The following is a 14,912-nucleotide window of genomic DNA, read 5'->3' as shown; positions in this document are numbered from 1 at the left end:
GGGCCTTCGCGGACCAGCTGCGGGTCGCCGAGGACTCCCGGGGCCTCATCGGCTATGCGGCGGTCTGGCCGAACATGGAGACGCACGTCGTGGGCCCCCTGGTGGCCCGTGACACCGAGACCGCGAAGGCCCTGGTCGCCTCGCTCGCCGCGGGCACGGACCGCCCGCTGCGCACGGATGTCGACGTACGCCACGAGGAGCTGCTCGACTGGCTGAAGGCGAACGGGCTGGAGCCGGTCCCCTTCTTCAACGCGATCATGACCCGTGGCATCCCCGGTCTGCCCGGCGACTGGACCCGCCGCTTCGCTCCGCTGACGGTCGCCGCGGGCTGAGGCCGGTTCGCCGCACGGCGGAGCCCTGCGCTCGTGCCGTACGGCGGTGGGACCGCCAGGTGCTCAGCCGAGCCCCTGGACGGCGTGGGTGGCGAAGCCGTGGTCCTGCTCGGGGGATCCGCCGCCCACACCGACCGCCCCGATCAGGCGGCCGTCACGGTGGACGGGGACACCGCCCGCGATGAAGAGCAGCGGCCGGTCGAGCGCGGTGGGCAGGGTGTGGAAGAGCCCACCCGGCTGGACCGCGTCGACCAGGTCGGCGGTCGCGGTGCCGAGCTGGAGGGCGGTGTACGCCTTGCGAGTGCTGGTCTCACCGGCGATCAGTACGGCGCGGTCGTCGCGGCGGAAGGCCAGCAGATGGCCGCCCGCGTCCAGGACGGTGACAGCGACGGTGGCCCCGGCCTCCTCGGCGGCGGCGCGGGCCGCCTCCACGAGGGCTTCGGCGTCCTGGATGGTGAGCGGGGCGACGGCGGTGGTGGTGCTCATGAGAGGTGACTCCTTGGTGCGGTAGAGCGGCCGGTTAGGGGGACCGGGTGCGGCGGGGGTGGTCAGTGGTGCGCCGTGGTGGCGCGGGCCGGCTCGGGCGCGCTGCCCGTGACGATCCGGCCGCCGGTCCGCGCCCAGCGTTCCAGCGCGCTGGAGACGAGGGCGAGGACGAGCGCCGAGGCGGCGAGCGCGGCGCCGACCCAGTTCGGGGCGGTGTAGCCGAGCCCGGCGGCGATCACGAGCCCGCCGAGCCAGGCGGAGAGCGCGTTGCCGAGGTTGAAGGCGCCGATGTTCATGGCGGAGGCGAGGGTGGGGGCGCCCGCGGCCTGGTCGAGCACCCGCTTCTGCAGCGGCGGTACGGTCGCGAAGCCGAGCGCGCCGATCAGGAAGACGGTGACAGCCGAAGCGGCCTTGTCATGGGCGGTGAGGGTGAACAAGGCCAGCACGACGGCCAGGCCGCTGAGCGACGCGTAGAGCATCGGCATCAGGGCCCGGTCGGCGAACCGTCCGCCGATCAGGTTGCCGGCGACCATGCCGAGGCCGAAGAGGACGAGCAGCCAGGTGACGGAGCCGTCGGCGTACCCGGTGACATGGGTCATCATCGGCGTGATGTAGGTGATCGCGGCGAAGACGCCGCCGAAGCCGAGCACGGTCATCGCCATGGCGAGCAGGACCTGGACGTTGCGGAACGCGGCGATCTCGTGGCGCAGCCGGACACCTTCGGCCTTCGGCATGTCGGGGACGAGCTTGGCGACGCCCAGGAGTCCGACGACCCCGAGCGCGGCCACGATGAAGAACGTGGTGCGCCAGCCGATCTGCTGGCCCACCAGGGTGCCCAGCGGGACGCCGATGACATTGGCGACGGTCAGCCCGGTGAACATCATCGCGATGGCCCCGGCCTTCTTCTCCGGGGCGACCAGATCGGCCGCGACGACCGAGCCGATACCGAAGAACGCGCCGTGCGCCAGAGAGGCGACGATCCGCCCGGCCAGCATCAGCCCGAAGACGGGGGCGACGGCGGAGAGCACGTTGCCGACGATGAAGAAGCCCATCAGCAGCATCAGCATGCGCTTGCGGGAGATCCGGGTGCCCAGCACGGTCATCAGCGGGGCGCCGAGGACCACGCCCAGCGCGTAGCCGGTCACCAGGTAGCCGGCCATGGGGATGGTCACGTCGAAGGTGTCGGCCACCTCCGGGAGCAGCCCCATGATCACGAATTCGGTGGTGCCGATACCGAACGCCCCGATGGCCAGGGCTAGGAGCGCGAGTGGCATGGGAGTCTTACCCTTCCAGGAGATTGCACGAGCGCCTTACGAGCGTTCACAATAATTGCAGACGCTGGTTAATTGCAAACGCGGGCTATTGCGTTCGTGGCCTATCCTGGTGTCAAGCCGCTCCGGACGGAGGACAGACGCATGACCGCGACGGACCCCGCACTCACCGCCCTCTCCCAGGGCTGGTGCGCCCTCTCGCTGCTGCACGGCAGGATCGAGGCCCATATCGAGCGGGCCCTGCAGTCGGGGCACGAGCTGAGCGTGCGCGAGTACTCGCTGCTGGACGTGCTCAGTCGCCAGCACAGCGGGCCGGGCGGCCATCTGCAGATGAAGCAGGTCGCCGACGCCGTCGTCCTCAGCCAGTCCGCCACCACCCGGCTGGTCACGCGTCTGGAGGACCGGGGGCTGCTGACCCGCTATCTCTGCGACACCGACCGGCGTGGGATCTACACGGACGTCACGGAGGCCGGCCAGGAGCTGCTCGCGGCGGCCCGGCCCACCAACGACCGCGCCCTGCGCGAGGCACTCGACGAAGCCGCCCGGAACCCGGAGCTCGCACCCCTGGTCAGGGCCGTCGAGGAGCTCCGCGTCCCGGTGTAGCCCTCCCCGGGGCGGTCCGTCCCGGCGTAGTCTCCGGGCCATGAGCGATCTTGAGATAAGGCCTGCGACGGCCCAGGACATCCCGGCGATCGTGGCGATGCTCGCCGATGACCCGCTGGGGGCCCAGCGGGAGTCGCCGGGCGACCTGACGCCGTATCTGGCCGCCTTCGAGCGACTGGCCGAAGACCCCAACCAGCACCTGGTCGTGGCCGTCCGCGACGACCGGGTCGTCGGCACACTCCAGCTGACCGTCGTCCCGGGGCTCTCCCGGCGCGGAGCGACCCGTTCGATCATCGAGGGCGTACGCGTCCACGCCGATGAGCGCGGCGGCGGCCTCGGCACCCGGCTCATCGAGTGGGCCGTCGAGGAGTCCGGGCGCCTGGTCTGCCAGTTGGTCCAGCTCACGTCGGACGCCACACGGATCGACGCCCACCGCTTCTATGAGCGGCTGGGCTTCGAGGCGTCCCATCTGGGGTTCAAGAAGGCCCTCTGACCCCCGGGCTTTATTTGCACGGGTACCTGGGGGCCGCGGGGATGTTTCACGTGAAACAGGAGGCGTGTTTCACGTGAAACATCAGACCCCGCGCCAGCCCTCGGGGTCGACGCCTCCCGGAACCGCCTCGCCCGGCCCGTACGGCTCGCGCGTGAAGACGAAAGAGCCGAGGTCGAGATGGCTCACCGAGCCGTCCGGTCGACGGACGGCTCGCAGGGTCTCGCCTCGGTAATAGCCGTTGAGGCCGACCCAGCTGCCGTCCGCCCGGGCCGCGAACCGGGCCGCGCGACCGTTTCCGCGCAGCGGCTCCAGCGCGACCGTGCCGTCGGCGTTCAAGCGCAGGCCGTAGGTGTACGTCCCCCAGTACCAGGGGCCGGTGAGCTCCAGCAGAGCCGGATCGACCTCGGACAGGGGCCGCCACGGCGCGGGGAGCTTCGGTTCGGCCTCGACGACGATCCGGATGAGGTCGGCGGCGACCGTCGGGGCTGTCCCCGAAGTGGAGTTGGTGAGCGCGACCGCACCGACACCGTCCTCCACGCTGATCCACAGCCCGGCGACGAACCCCGGCAACGAGCCGGTGTGCCCGGCGAGGGTGCGGCGGTCCTGGCGGCTCAACTGGACGCCCAGTCCGTATCCGCCCTGCCAGTCCCCCGCCTCGGGCGGAGCCGACGGCGTCCGCATCTCCCGTACGCTCGCGGCGCTCAGCACCCGGTCGTCTCCCTCGGCGAGGAACGCGGCGAAGCGGCAGAGGTCCGCTGCCGTCGACCAGAGCTGGCCCGCCGGAGCCATGAGCCCCAGGTCCTCGGAGGGCTCGGGAAGCAGGGCGTCGGCCCAGGGGTGCACGGCCCAGCCACCCGCGTGCGGGGCCACCGGCTGGGTGCTCGTCCTGGTCAGCCCCAGTGGATCGAGGATCTCGCTCTGGAGCGCCTCTGCCCAGGACACTTCCCGCACGGTCTCGATCAGCGAACCGAGCAGCGTGTAACCCGGGTTGGAGTAGTGGTGCAGCCTGCCCACCGGATGCAGCAGCGGGCTCTCCCCCAGCACGTCCGAGAGTTCCGGACGCAGCGCGGCCGAACTCCGCTCCCACCAGAGGCCGGGCGTCTCGGCCGCCAATCCGGCACTGTGGGCGAGGAGTTGGGCGATGGTCACCTCGCCGACTCCGGTGCCGGGCAGATGCTTCTCCAGCGGGTCACCGAGGTCCAGCAGCCCCTCGTCCCGCAGTCGCATGACCAGCACGGCGGTGAAGGTCTTGGTGATCGAGCCGATGCGGTACTGGACGTCGGCGTCGGGCCCATGGCCTTCGACCGAGGTACGCGACCCCGTCCAGACGATCCGGCCCTCCCGCACCACGGCGGCGACCAGCGAGGGAAGCCGCCCCTCGGACTGGGCGACGGCGAGCCGGTGGATCAGCGCGCGTTCGGTACTGGGCAGAAGACCGGCCGGGGCCGTGGTCATGGGCGGGGTGCTCGGCAGATGCGGGGATGACGTCATGCCCAAGGTCTATCCCCGCACTCCACAGCCGTCGACCGGTTTTCACCGGCCCCGTGGTCCCTGCTAGTCCCGACGCGCCGCGATGGACTCACGGCCTTGGGGAGCCTGGAGCCGGCCCGGATCAGGTCTGTGCCATGTCCACGAAGCGCGAGTAATGGCCCTGGAAGGCCACCGTGATCGTCGCCGTCGGGCCGTTACGGTGCTTGGCCACGATCAGGTCCGCCTCGCCCGCGCGCGGGGACTCCTTCTCGTACGCGTCCTCACGGTGCAACAGGATGACCATGTCCGCGTCCTGCTCGATGGAACCGGACTCACGGAGGTCGGAGACCATCGGCTTCTTGTCCGTACGCTGCTCGGGGCCACGGTTCAGCTGCGAGAGCGCGATGACCGGGAGCTCCAGCTCCTTGGCGAGCAGCTTGAGGTTACGGGACATGTCCGAGACCTCCTGCTGGCGGCTCTCGGCGCGCTTGGAGCCACCGGACTGCATCAGCTGGAGGTAGTCGATGACGACGAGCTTGAGGTCGTTGCGCTGCTTGAGCCGACGGCACTTGGCCCGGATCTCCATCATCGACAGGTTCGGGGAGTCGTCGATGTACAGCGGGGCCTGGGAGACGTCCGGCATCCGGCGGGCGAGGCGGGTCCAGTCCTCGTCGGTCATGGTGCCGGAGCGCATGTGGTGCAGCGCGACCCGGGCCTCGGCCGACAACAGGCGCATCGCGATCTCGTTGCGGCCCATTTCGAGGGAGAAGATCACGCTGGGCAGGTTGTGCTTGATCGAGCACGCCCTGGCGAAGTCCAGCGCCAGCGTGGACTTACCCATGGCGGGACGGGCCGCGATGACGATCATCTGGCCCGGGTGCAGACCGTTGGTGAGCGAGTCGAAGTCGGTGAAGCCGGTCGGCACACCGGTCATCTCGCCGCTGCGGGAGCCGATCGCCTCGATCTCGTCGAGCGCGCCCTCCATGATGTCGCCGAGCGGGAGGTAGTCCTCGCTGGTGCGCTGCTCGGTGACGGCGTAGATCTCGGCCTGGGCGGAGTTGACGATCTCGTCGACGTCGCCGTCCGCCGCGTATCCCATCTGCGTGATCTTGGTGCCCGCCTCGACGAGCCGGCGGAGCACCGCCCGCTCGTGGACGATCTCCGCGTAGTACGAGGCGTTGGCCGCGGTCGGGACCGACTGGACCAGGGTGTGCAGATACGAGGCACCGCCGACGCGGGTGATCTCGCCCCGCTTGACCAGCTCGGCCGCCACGGTGATCGGGTCGGCCGGCTCACCCTTCGCGTACAGGTCGAGGATCGCCGTGTAGACGGTCTCGTGGGCCGGCCGGTAGAAGTCATGGCCCTTGATGATCTCCACGACGTCCGCGATGGCGTCCTTGGAGAGCAGCATGCCGCCGAGAACGGACTGCTCGGCGTCGATGTCCTGCGGGGGGACCCGCTCGAAGCCGGACGAACCGCCGTCGTCCCAGGACTCGCTCTCGCGTCCCCGGTCGTGCTGGTCGTCGCGGCCACGGCCCCGTCCCTCGGCGCGGCGGGGGCGGGAGACGGGCAGACGGTCACCCGGACCGCTGTCGGCCCAGGGGTCGTCCAAGGGCTCGGGAATGCTCACCGGGCCACCTCCTCCCGTCCGCTCCGCGGACCTAGCCGTGCCACTCTTTCTACGGCACGGCACTGACAAAACGAGAAGCCCGACTCCGGTTCCGGCGCGTCGGGCGCCGGTCCACGTTAGGCCCGTCGGCACCTTCAGCCAATCTGGTTATCCACAGGCCATGTGGACGACGGACCAGATGCTGTGGAGAACCCCGCAGAACCTGTGCACGGACCGGGGGACAGCACTGTGGACAAAGTCATAGCCACCCCGTCACCACCGGCTTGACCTGCAGTTTTTCCATCCACCGGCTGTGGGGGAGAAAAACTTTCCCGGCTGGCCCAAGATCACGACAAACGGCGCACAGCCGAACCGCACTCCGGTTCCATGGTAAGGATCACTAATGCATTGCATCTCTTACCTGTGGAAGATTAGATTGAGTTCATGACACAGGCCCCCGTGGGACCCGGGAACATCCGGCGCCGACACGACCGCGAGATCGTCTCGCTCGCCGTCCCCGCCTTCGGCGCCCTGGTCGCCGAGCCGCTCTTCGTCATGGCCGACAGCGCGATCGTCGGCCACCTCGGCACCCCGCAACTGGCCGGTCTGGGCATCGCCGCGGCACTCCTCACCACCGCCGTGAGCGTCTTCGTCTTCCTCGCCTACGCCACCACCGCCGCCGTCGCGCGCCGCGTCGGGGCCGGAGACCTGCCGGCCGCCATCCGCCAGGGCATGGACGGCGTCTGGCTCGCCCTGCTGCTCGGCGCCGCCGTCATCGCCGTCGTCCTGCCCGTGGCCCCCTGGTTCATCGACCTCTTCGGCGCCTCCGACACCGCAGCCCCCTACGCCGTCACCTATCTGCGCATCTCCTCGCTCGGTATCCCCGCCATGCTCATGGTGCTCGCGGCCACCGGCATACTGCGCGGCCTCCAGGACACCCGGACGCCGCTCTCCGTGGCCATCGGCGGCTTCGCCCTGAACGCGGCTCTGAACGTCGGGCTCGTCTACGGGGCGGGCCTGGGGATCGCCGGCTCCGCCTGGGGCACCGTGATCGCCCAGTTCGCGATGGCCGCGGTCTACCTCTGCGTCGTCGTACGAGGGGCCCGACGGTACGGCGCCTCGTTGCGCCCGGACGTGGCGGGCATCCGTGCCAGCGCCCAGGCGGGCGTTCCGCTGCTGGTGCGTACGCTCTCGCTGCGAGCCGTCCTGATGATCGCCACCGCCGTGGCCGCACGTCTGGGCGACGCCGAGATCGCCGCCCACCAGATCATCCTGTCGCTGTGGAGTCTGCTGGCCTTCGCCCTCGACGCGATCGCCATCGCCGGGCAGGCCATCATCGGTCGCTATCTGGGCGCCGAGGACGCCGAGGGCGCCCGCCAGGCGTGCCGGCGCATGGTCGAGTGGGGCGTCGCCGCCGGGCTGGTGCTCGGTCTGCTGGTGGCCGTGGCCCGGCCGCTGTTCATCCCGCTCTTCACCGGCGACCACACGGTCCGGGACACCCTGCTGCCCGCTCTCCTCGTGGTCGCCCTCTCCCAGCCGGTCTCGGGGGTCGTCTTCGTCCTCGACGGAGTGCTCATGGGCGCGGGCGACGGCCGCTATCTGGCGTGGGCGATGCTGCTGACGCTCGTCTGCTTCGCCCCGGTGGCCCTGCTGGTCCCGGCGCTCGGCGGCGGGCTCACCGCCCTGTGGTGGGCGATGGCCCTGATGATGTCCGTCCGCATGCTGACGCTCTGGCTCCGCGCCCGCTCGGGGCGCTGGCTGGTGACGGGCGCGACGCGCTGAAGGCGTCCGCCGACCGGCCGGGCGAGGCAGCGGGGCGATGTTTCACGTGAAACGTCCACCCGGCGGCAACGGCGAAGGGCCGCACCCCGGAGGGTGCGGCCCTTCTTATGCTCTGCTGAGCGATGCCCTTAGGCGGCGACGACCTCGACGCCAACCTTCGCGGCAACCTCGGCGTGCAGACGCACGGACACCTGGTGCGCGCCCAGGGTCTTGATCGGCGAGCCGAGCTCGACGCGACGCTTGTCCACGTCCGGACCACCGGCAGCCTTGATCGCCGCAGCGACGTCGGCCTGGGTGACGGAGCCGAAGAGACGGCCGGCGTCGCCGGAGCGAACGGCCAGACGCACCTTCACGCCTTCGAGGCGGGCCTTGATCTCATTGGCCTGCTCGATGGTGGCGATCTCGTGGATCTTGCGAGCACGACGGATCTGCTCGACGTCCTTCTCGCCGCCCTTGGTCCAGCGGATCGCGAAACCACGCGGGACCAGGTAGTTGCGAGCGTAGCCGTCCTTGACGTCGACGACATCGCCGGCGGCACCGAGGCCAGAGACCTCGTGGGTGAGGATGATCTTCATTTTTCGGTCACCCTTCCCTTATCGCGCGGTGGACGTGTAGGGCAGCAGCGCCATCTCACGGCTGTTCTTGACGGCCGTGGCGACGTCACGCTGGTGCTGCGTGCAGTTGCCGGTCACGCGGCGGGCACGGATCTTGCCGCGGTCGGAAATGAACTTCCGCAGCATGTTCGTGTCCTTGTAGTCCACGTAAGCGGTCTTGTCCTTGCAGAAAGCGCAGACCTTCTTCTTAGGCTTGCGCACAGGCGGCTTCGCCATGGTGTTTCTCCTGTGTGATCAAGAAGTGGGGATACGGGCTGCCCTAGAAGGGCGGCTCGTCCGAGTAGCCGCCGCCGGAGCTGCCGGAGCTTCCGCCCCAGCCGCCACCGCCGCCACCCTGCTGCTGGCCGCCCGCGGCCGGCGTGCTGGAGGCCCAGGGGTCGTCGGCGGGAGCGCCGCCGCCCTGCGGGCCACCACTGGGGGCTCCACCCCAGTTGCCGCCGCCCTGCTGCTGGCCGCCACCGCCGCCGTAACCACCCTGGCCGCCTCGGCCGGTGGTCTTGGTGACCTTGGCCGTGGCGCTCTTGAGGCTGGGGCCGACTTCCTCGACGTCCAGCTCGTAGACCGTGCGCTTGACGCCCTCGCGGTCCTCGTAGGACCGCTGCTTCAGCCGGCCCTGCACGATGACGCGCATGCCTCGCTGAAGCGACTCGGCGACGTTCTCCGCCGCCTGACGCCAGACCGAGCAGGTCAGGAAGAGGCTTTCGCCGTCCTTCCACTCATTGGTCTGACGGTCGAAGGTGCGGGGAGTCGACGCGACACGGAACTTCGCGACGGCCGCACCGGACGGGGTGAAGCGCAGCTCGGGGTCGTCGACGAGATTGCCGACGACCGTGATGACGGTCTCGCCTGCCATGGGTGAACCTCTCGGCGGGGATTGCTGCTGGCTGCTGTGTTGCTACTCGGAACCCGATGACTTCTGAGCGGAAGCTCAGTGGGTCTCGGGGCGGAGGACCTTGGTCCGGAGGACCGACTCGTTCAGGTTCATCTGACGGTCGAGCTCCTTGACGACCGCAGGCTCGGCCTGGAGGTCGATGACCGTGTAGATGCCCTCGGGCTTCTTCTTGATCTCGTAGGAGAGACGACGACGGCCCCAGGTGTCGACCTTCTCGACCTTTCCGTTGCCCTCACGGACGACGGAGAGGAAGTTCTCGATCAGGGGGGAGACAGCGCGCTCCTCCAGATCGGGGTCGAGGATGACCATCACCTCGTAGTGACGCATGTAAAACCCACCTCCTTTGGACTCAGCGGCCACGGTCGTTCCGTGGCAGGAGGGTCGTGATGCGTGAACAACGGTATCCGCCGCCACTGACAATCCCGCTCCGAGAGAGGGGGACCGCGTCCTGGCCAGGGCAGACACCGGTGCAGACCGTACAGAGTACCTGCACACAGGCTTCCGGTTGAAATCCGGCGGTCAGGGGCCGCAATCTGTACACATCGGGTGTGCGCGGCGCTACCCTTCGCCGCGCTCCGCTTCCGCCAGGAGGTGCCTCATGGCACAGGCAATGCGATCGAACTCGTCCGTCGTCTCCCTCTTCGCCACCGACGGCAAGCCCCATCCCCTTCAGGACGCCTTCATGGCGGTGACCGTCGTGCTCGGCGCGCTGGCCTTCACCACGGCGTTCTTCCACAACCTGCACCTGCTCAGCTCCTGGGCGGGCCTGGTGGGGATCCTCACGGGCGCGTACGGACAGTTCATCTCGGTGACGACCCGCGAGCGGTTCCTGCTGATCCTCGGGCTCGGCGCCTCCGCCGTGGGCTTCTTCCTCGGCATGGCCCACGGCGGCCTCTTCGGCGGTGTCGTCGGCGGCTGAGGACACCACGCACCCACCCAGGGCCGTACAGCCATCCGGGGCGCTCCCCGGGCGCAGTAGGCTTCGGCGCGAGAGCCGGAGCCCCTGTACCCATGGGGACACACCTGCCGAGGAGCGCCCCGCATGAGCCTGACCCTGAGGACCATCAGCCGAGAGCAGCATCTGGCGTACATCCAGAGCCTGCCCGCGGCGAGCCACTGCCAGGTCCCGGCGTGGGCTGATGTGAAGACCGAGTGGCGTTCGGAGAACCTTGGCTGGTTCGACAAGACGGGCCAGATGGTCGGCGCCGGCCTGGTCCTCTACCGCCAGCTGCCGAAGATCAAGCGGTACCTCGCGTATCTGCCCGAGGGCCCGGTCATCAACTGGTACGCGCCGAACCTCGACGAGTGGCTGCAGCCGATGCTGGCGCACCTCAAGAACCAGGGCGCGTTCTCGGTGAAGATGGGGCCGCCGGTCGTCATCCGGCGCTGGGACTCGGCCGCCATCAAGTCCGGCATCCAGGACCCGGACGTCAAGCGTCTGCGTGATGTCGAGGCCACCCACATCGAGCCGCGCGCCTTCGAAGTCGCGGACCGGCTGCGGAAGATGGGCTGGCAGCAGGGCGAGGACGGCGGCGCCGGCTTCGGCGATGTGCAGCCGCGCTACGTCTTCCAGGTGCCGCTGGCCAACCGTTCGCTGGACGACGTCCTCAAGGGCTTCAACCAGCTGTGGCGCCGCAACATCAAGAAGGCCGAGAAGGCGGGCGTCGAGGTCGTCCAGGGCGGCTACGAGGACCTGGCCGAGTGGCAGCGCCTGTACGAGATCACCGCTGTCCGCGACCACTTCCGGCCGCGCCCGCTCTCGTACTTCCAGCGCATGTGGACGGTCCTCAACAACGAGGACCCCAACCGGATGCGGCTCTACTTCGCGCGCCACAACGGTGTGAACCTTTCGGCGGCGACGATGCTCGTCGTGGGCGGCCACGTCTGGTACTCCTACGGCGCCTCCGACAACATCGGCCGTGAGGTCCGGCCCTCGAACGCGATGCAGTGGCGGATGCTGCGCGACGCGTACGCCATGGGCGCGACCGTCTACGACCTGCGCGGCATCTCCGACTCGCTCGACGAGACCGACCACCTCTTCGGTCTCATCCAGTTCAAGGTCGGCACCGGCGGCGAGGCCGTCGAGTACGTCGGCGAGTGGGACTTCCCGCTGAACAAGCTGCTGCACAAGGCGCTCGACATCTACATGTCGAGGCGCTGATGGGTGCGTAGTCTCGTAACTCATACCTCTGACACACCGCAGCCACCAGAAAGGTCCCGGATCCGGCCATGGCGCTCTCCCTGTACGTCGACACCGCGCGCTGGCGGGCGCACCAGAAGTCCGTGGTCGACCAGTTCCCGGGCATCGTCCCGGTCTGCAAGGGCAACGGCTACGGCTTCGGCCACGAGCGCCTGGCCGAGGAGGTGAACCGCTTCGGCTCGGACGTCCTGGCGGTCGGCACCACCTATGAGGCGGCCCGTATCAAGGACTGGTTCGGCGGCGACCTGCTGGTGCTCACGCCGTTCCGCCGGAGCGAGGAGCCGGTGCCGCTGCCGGACCGCGTGATCCGCTCGGTGTCGTCCGTGGACGGGGTGCACGCCCTGGTGGGCGCGCGCGTGGTCATCGAGTGCATGAGCTCGATGAAGCGCCACGGCATCAGGGAGGAGGAGCTCGGCATGCTCCACTCCGCCATCGAGGACGTACGCCTGGAGGGCTTCGCCCTGCACCTCCCGCTCGACCGCACCGACGGCTCCGACGCCGTCGAGGAGGTCATCGGCTGGATGGACCGGCTGCGTGCGGCCCGGCTGCCGCTGCACACCATGTTCGTGAGCCATCTGCGGGCCGAGGAGCAGGCGCGGCTGCAGCAGCAGTTCCCGCAGACCCGTTTCCGCGCCCGCATCGGCACCCGGCTGTGGCTCGGCGACCACGAGGCGACCGAGTACCGGGGTGCCGTCCTGGACGTCACCCGGGTCGCGAAGGGGGATCGTTTCGGCTACCGCCAGCAGAAGGCGGCCTCCGACGGCTGGCTGGTCGTGGTCGCCGGCGGCACCTCGCACGGCGTCGGCCTGGAGGCCCCCAAGGCGCTCCACGGGGTGATGCCGCGTGCCAAGGGCGTCGCCCGGGCCGGTCTGGCGACCGTCAACCGCAATCTGTCGCCGTTCGTCTGGGACGGCAAGCAGCGCTGGTTCGCCGAACCGCCGCACATGCAGGTGTCGATCCTCTTCGTCCCCTCGGACTCCCAGGAGCCGCGCGTGGGCGACGAGCTGGTGGCCCATCTGCGGCACACCACGACGCAGTTCGACCGCATGGTCGACCGCTAGGCGCCGGCGTCACCGACCGGACAGGACGAAGGGCCCCCGCCACCGGCGGGGGCCCTTCGCGTCACGTCCAGCCGTCCTGGGCACCCGGCCGGCCCGTGCCCCACTCCACCCGCGGCCCCTCCACCAGGGGAGCCGCGTGCCGGGGCGGGTGGGCCGCCTGCCCCAGGACGAACACGTCCCGGGCCCCGTCGAGCACGCCTCCCGAGGGGTCGTCCGAGCCGTCGCGGCGTACGCCGTCCCGCTCCGGCATCAGGATGTCCCGCACGATCATCGCGCAGAGGTAGAGCGTCGTCAGCAGATGTGCGGCGATGGCCAGTTGGTAGCCCTCGGGCGGCAGGCCCTGGTGCTTCTCGCCGCTCATCGTGTACGCGAGGTACGTCCAGATGCCGAGGAAGTAGACGACCTCCCCCGCCTGCCAGATCAGGAAGTCGCGCCAGCGGGGCCTGGCCAGCGCGGCCAGCGGGATCAGCCACAGCACGTACTGCGGGGAGTAGACCTTGTTGGTCAGGATGAACGCGGCGACGACCAGGAAGGCGAGCTGGGCGAAGCGCGGACGGCGGGGCGCGGTGAGCGTCAGCGCGGCGATGCCCGCGCACAGGAGCACCATCAGCAGCGTCGCCAGGTTGTTCACCATGTCGACGTCCAGGGACTTGCCGGTGCGCTGGGAGATGATCAGCCAGAACGAGCCGAAGTCGACGGACCGCTCCTGGCTGAACGTGTAGAACTTCTTCCAGCCCTCGGGCGCGAGCAGCATCACCGGCACGTTCACCGCCAGCCAGGCGCCCGCCGCTCCGAGCACGGCCGCCCCGTACTCCCGCCACTTCCCGGCCCGCCAGCACAGGAACAGCAGCGGTCCGAGCAGCAGCACGGGGTAGAGCTTGGCGGCCGTCGCGAGCCCGATCAGGATGCCGAAGGCAAGAGGGCGGCTGCGGGACCACAGCAGCATGGCGGCGGCGGTCAGGGCGATGGCGAAGAGGTCCCAGTTGATCGTCGCGGTGAGCGCGAAGGCGGGCGCCAGGGCGACCAGCAACGCGTCCCAGGGGCGGCGGCGGTGCGTGCGCGCCACACAGACCGCGATGACGGCCGTGCAGGCCATCAGCATCCCCGCGTTGACCATCCAGTACATCTGCTCGCGGTGCTGCATGGTGCCACCGGACATCCATGACACCGGCCAGGAGGCGACCTCCATGAACAGTCCGGTCAGCACCGGGTATTCGAGGAAGTCCATGTCGCCGGAGAGCCGGTCGAAGTAGGGCACCTTCCCGTCGGCGAAGCCCCGGCCCACGTAGAGGTGCGGGATGTCGGAGTAGCAGGCGTGGGTGTACTGGGAGTTCACGCCCCGGAACCACGCCCACTCGTAGCAGGGGGCCTTCTGTGCCATCCCGAGGGCGAACATCCCGATCGCGACGAGGGCGATCACCCGGACCGGGGTCAGCCAGTGGCCCGCCCCCGAGGCCCAGCGGCCCATCGGGCCGCCCAGCACCTCGACTCCGGCCGCGGCGACCTCGTCCTGCTCCGTGGGGCGCACGACGGGTCCGGTGGACTTCGCCGGCCGGGTCTCGTACGCGCGGGCACTGGTCTCGCTCGTCATGCCGCACATCCTGCCGTACACCTCTGTGGAAATGCCGAGGGGCGATGTTTCACGTGAAACATCGCCCCTGGTGTTCAGCCGCGTGCGCCGGGCCCGCTAGCCGTTGGGTCCCCCGAAGATGCTTCCCTGGGGGCCGCTGCCCGGTTTGGACTTACTGGGCGAGGGGCTGCCGGAGGGCCCGCTGATGTCCCCGCTGGTGGCGCCCTGGTCCGTACCCGCGTCGGTGCCCGCGTCCGAGCCGCCGGGGCCACCCGGGCCGCCGCAGTTCCAGTCCCACTTGCCGCAGGTCTTGCTGGGCTTCGGGGTCGGGCGCGGGCACCGACGCGGGTACGGACGGGGCTGCCGGAGGGCCCGCTGATGTCCCCGCTGGTGGCGCCCTGGTCCGTACCCGCGTCGGTGCCCGCGTCCGAGCCGCCGGGGCCACCCGGGCCGCCGCAGTTCCAGTCCCACTTGCCGCAGGTCTTGCTGGGCTTCGGGGTCGGGCGCGGGCACCGACGCGGGTACGGAC

At 69.9% G+C, this 14,912-nt stretch carries 15 protein-coding genes and 2 pseudogenes; 7 read left to right on the top strand and 10 right to left on the bottom strand.

What is annotated here, in order from left to right; all coding sequences use genetic code 11:
• Positions 1–332, top strand: a pseudogene (locus ACJA3G_RS13210) (GNAT family N-acetyltransferase); the annotation flags it as partial.
• Between the two features lie 63 nt (positions 333–395).
• On the opposite strand, the gene ACJA3G_RS13205 reads toward ACJA3G_RS13210, so the two are convergent.
• Positions 396–818 carry a heme-binding protein gene (locus ACJA3G_RS13205; protein ID WP_406553135.1) on the bottom strand — a complete coding sequence of 141 codons (423 nt, stop codon included), beginning with the start codon at positions 816–818 and terminating at the stop codon, positions 396–398.
• 62 nt (positions 819–880) lie between these two features.
• A complete protein-coding gene (locus ACJA3G_RS13200) occupies positions 881–2,092 on the bottom strand; it encodes an MFS transporter (protein ID WP_406553134.1) in 1,212 nt (403 codons plus the stop codon).
• 141 nt (positions 2,093–2,233) lie between these two features.
• On the opposite strand from ACJA3G_RS13200, the gene ACJA3G_RS13195 reads away from it, so the two are divergent.
• Both ACJA3G_RS13195 and ACJA3G_RS13190 read left to right on the top strand, forming a co-directional pair.
• The gene (locus ACJA3G_RS13195) at positions 2,234–2,692 is read left to right on the top strand and encodes a MarR family winged helix-turn-helix transcriptional regulator (RefSeq protein ID WP_406553133.1); all 459 of its coding nucleotides are present in this window, start codon (positions 2,234–2,236) and stop codon (positions 2,690–2,692) included.
• A 40-nt stretch (positions 2,693–2,732) separates the two neighbouring features.
• Positions 2,733–3,185, top strand: coding sequence for a GNAT family N-acetyltransferase (locus ACJA3G_RS13190; protein WP_406553132.1), 453 nt, complete (start codon positions 2,733–2,735; stop codon positions 3,183–3,185).
• Between the two features lie 81 nt (positions 3,186–3,266).
• On the opposite strand, the gene ACJA3G_RS13185 is transcribed toward ACJA3G_RS13190, so the two are convergent.
• The gene (locus ACJA3G_RS13185; protein WP_406553137.1) at positions 3,267–4,640 is read right to left on the bottom strand and encodes a serine hydrolase domain-containing protein; all 1,374 of its coding nucleotides are present in this window, start codon (positions 4,638–4,640) and stop codon (positions 3,267–3,269) included.
• A gap of 157 nt (positions 4,641–4,797) precedes the next feature.
• Positions 4,798–6,267 (bottom strand): replicative DNA helicase, encoded by a 1,470-nt coding sequence (gene dnaB / locus ACJA3G_RS13180; RefSeq protein WP_406553136.1) that lies wholly within the window; start codon positions 6,265–6,267, stop codon positions 4,798–4,800.
• Between the two features lie 441 nt (positions 6,268–6,708).
• On the opposite strand from dnaB, the gene ACJA3G_RS13175 reads away from it, so the two are divergent.
• On the top strand, positions 6,709–8,046 hold the full coding sequence (locus ACJA3G_RS13175) for an MATE family efflux transporter (protein WP_406553131.1): 1,338 nt from the start codon (positions 6,709–6,711) through the stop codon (positions 8,044–8,046).
• A 128-nt stretch (positions 8,047–8,174) separates the two neighbouring features.
• Here the strand turns inward: ACJA3G_RS13175 and rplI are convergent, their stop codons facing one another.
• The 4 genes from rplI to rpsF all read right to left on the bottom strand — a co-directional run bounded on the left by rplI (position 8,175) and on the right by rpsF (position 9,879).
• On the bottom strand, positions 8,175–8,621 hold the full coding sequence (rplI, locus tag ACJA3G_RS13170; RefSeq protein ID WP_067162187.1) for a 50S ribosomal protein L9: 447 nt from the start codon (positions 8,619–8,621) through the stop codon (positions 8,175–8,177).
• A gap of 18 nt (positions 8,622–8,639) precedes the next feature.
• Positions 8,640–8,876: a 30S ribosomal protein S18 gene (rpsR, locus tag ACJA3G_RS13165; protein WP_005315025.1), complete on the bottom strand. Its 237-nt coding sequence runs from the start codon at positions 8,874–8,876 to the stop codon at positions 8,640–8,642.
• Positions 8,877–8,919: 43 nt separating this feature from the next.
• The gene (locus ACJA3G_RS13160) at positions 8,920–9,513 is read right to left on the bottom strand and encodes a single-stranded DNA-binding protein (RefSeq protein ID WP_406553130.1); all 594 of its coding nucleotides are present in this window, start codon (positions 9,511–9,513) and stop codon (positions 8,920–8,922) included.
• Between the two features lie 75 nt (positions 9,514–9,588).
• A complete protein-coding gene (gene rpsF, locus ACJA3G_RS13155; RefSeq protein WP_067162183.1) occupies positions 9,589–9,879 on the bottom strand; it encodes a 30S ribosomal protein S6 in 291 nt (96 codons plus the stop codon).
• A gap of 271 nt (positions 9,880–10,150) precedes the next feature.
• Here rpsF and ACJA3G_RS13150 point away from each other — a divergent pair, with 271 nt between their 5' ends.
• The 3 genes from ACJA3G_RS13150 (at position 10,151) to ACJA3G_RS13140 (ending at position 12,813) form a co-directional block, all read left to right on the top strand.
• Entirely contained in the window at positions 10,151–10,471 is a 321-nt protein-coding gene (locus ACJA3G_RS13150; RefSeq protein WP_406553129.1) for a hypothetical protein, read from the top strand.
• 123 nt (positions 10,472–10,594) lie between these two features.
• Positions 10,595–11,713 (top strand): lipid II:glycine glycyltransferase FemX, encoded by a 1,119-nt coding sequence (locus ACJA3G_RS13145; RefSeq protein WP_406553128.1) that lies wholly within the window; start codon positions 10,595–10,597, stop codon positions 11,711–11,713.
• A 68-nt stretch (positions 11,714–11,781) separates the two neighbouring features.
• Positions 11,782–12,813: an alanine racemase gene (locus ACJA3G_RS13140; RefSeq protein WP_406553127.1), complete on the top strand. Its 1,032-nt coding sequence runs from the start codon at positions 11,782–11,784 to the stop codon at positions 12,811–12,813.
• Between the two features lie 61 nt (positions 12,814–12,874).
• Here ACJA3G_RS13140 and ACJA3G_RS13135 read toward each other — a convergent pair whose 3' ends face one another.
• Together ACJA3G_RS13135 and ACJA3G_RS13130 are read right to left on the bottom strand one after the other, a co-directional pair.
• Positions 12,875–14,404, bottom strand: coding sequence for a glycosyltransferase family 87 protein (locus ACJA3G_RS13135; RefSeq protein ID WP_406553126.1), 1,530 nt, complete (start codon positions 14,402–14,404; stop codon positions 12,875–12,877).
• Positions 14,405–14,500: 96 nt separating this feature from the next.
• Positions 14,501–14,912: pseudogene (locus tag ACJA3G_RS13130) on the bottom strand (hypothetical protein); the annotation flags it as partial.

The sequence above is a fragment of the Streptomyces sp. YS-3 genome (genome assembly GCF_045257485.1).
In the GTDB taxonomy this organism is placed as follows: domain Bacteria; phylum Actinomycetota; class Actinomycetes; order Streptomycetales; family Streptomycetaceae; genus Streptomyces.
This window is presented reverse-complemented; position numbering and strand designations above follow the sequence as displayed.

Coding starts and splice junctions, on each gene's coding strand:
- ACJA3G_RS13205 (WP_406553135.1), bottom strand. CDS start 818: ATGAGCACCACCACCGCCGTCGCCCCGCTCACCATCCAGGACGCCGAA.
- ACJA3G_RS13200 (WP_406553134.1), bottom strand. CDS start 2,092: ATGCCACTCGCGCTCCTAGCCCTGGCCATCGGGGCGTTCGGTATCGGC.
- ACJA3G_RS13195 (WP_406553133.1), top strand. CDS start 2,234: ATGACCGCGACGGACCCCGCACTCACCGCCCTCTCCCAGGGCTGGTGC.
- ACJA3G_RS13190 (WP_406553132.1), top strand. CDS start 2,733: ATGAGCGATCTTGAGATAAGGCCTGCGACGGCCCAGGACATCCCGGCG.
- ACJA3G_RS13185 (WP_406553137.1), bottom strand. CDS start 4,640: ATGACCACGGCCCCGGCCGGTCTTCTGCCCAGTACCGAACGCGCGCTG.
- ACJA3G_RS13175 (WP_406553131.1), top strand. CDS start 6,709: ATGACACAGGCCCCCGTGGGACCCGGGAACATCCGGCGCCGACACGAC.
- rplI (WP_067162187.1), bottom strand. CDS start 8,621: ATGAAGATCATCCTCACCCACGAGGTCTCTGGCCTCGGTGCCGCCGGC.
- rpsR (WP_005315025.1), bottom strand. CDS start 8,876: ATGGCGAAGCCGCCTGTGCGCAAGCCTAAGAAGAAGGTCTGCGCTTTC.
- ACJA3G_RS13160 (WP_406553130.1), bottom strand. CDS start 9,513: ATGGCAGGCGAGACCGTCATCACGGTCGTCGGCAATCTCGTCGACGAC.
- rpsF (WP_067162183.1), bottom strand. CDS start 9,879: ATGCGTCACTACGAGGTGATGGTCATCCTCGACCCCGATCTGGAGGAG.
- ACJA3G_RS13150 (WP_406553129.1), top strand. CDS start 10,151: ATGGCACAGGCAATGCGATCGAACTCGTCCGTCGTCTCCCTCTTCGCC.
- ACJA3G_RS13145 (WP_406553128.1), top strand. CDS start 10,595: ATGAGCCTGACCCTGAGGACCATCAGCCGAGAGCAGCATCTGGCGTAC.
- ACJA3G_RS13140 (WP_406553127.1), top strand. CDS start 11,782: ATGGCGCTCTCCCTGTACGTCGACACCGCGCGCTGGCGGGCGCACCAG.
- ACJA3G_RS13135 (WP_406553126.1), bottom strand. CDS start 14,404: ATGACGAGCGAGACCAGTGCCCGCGCGTACGAGACCCGGCCGGCGAAG.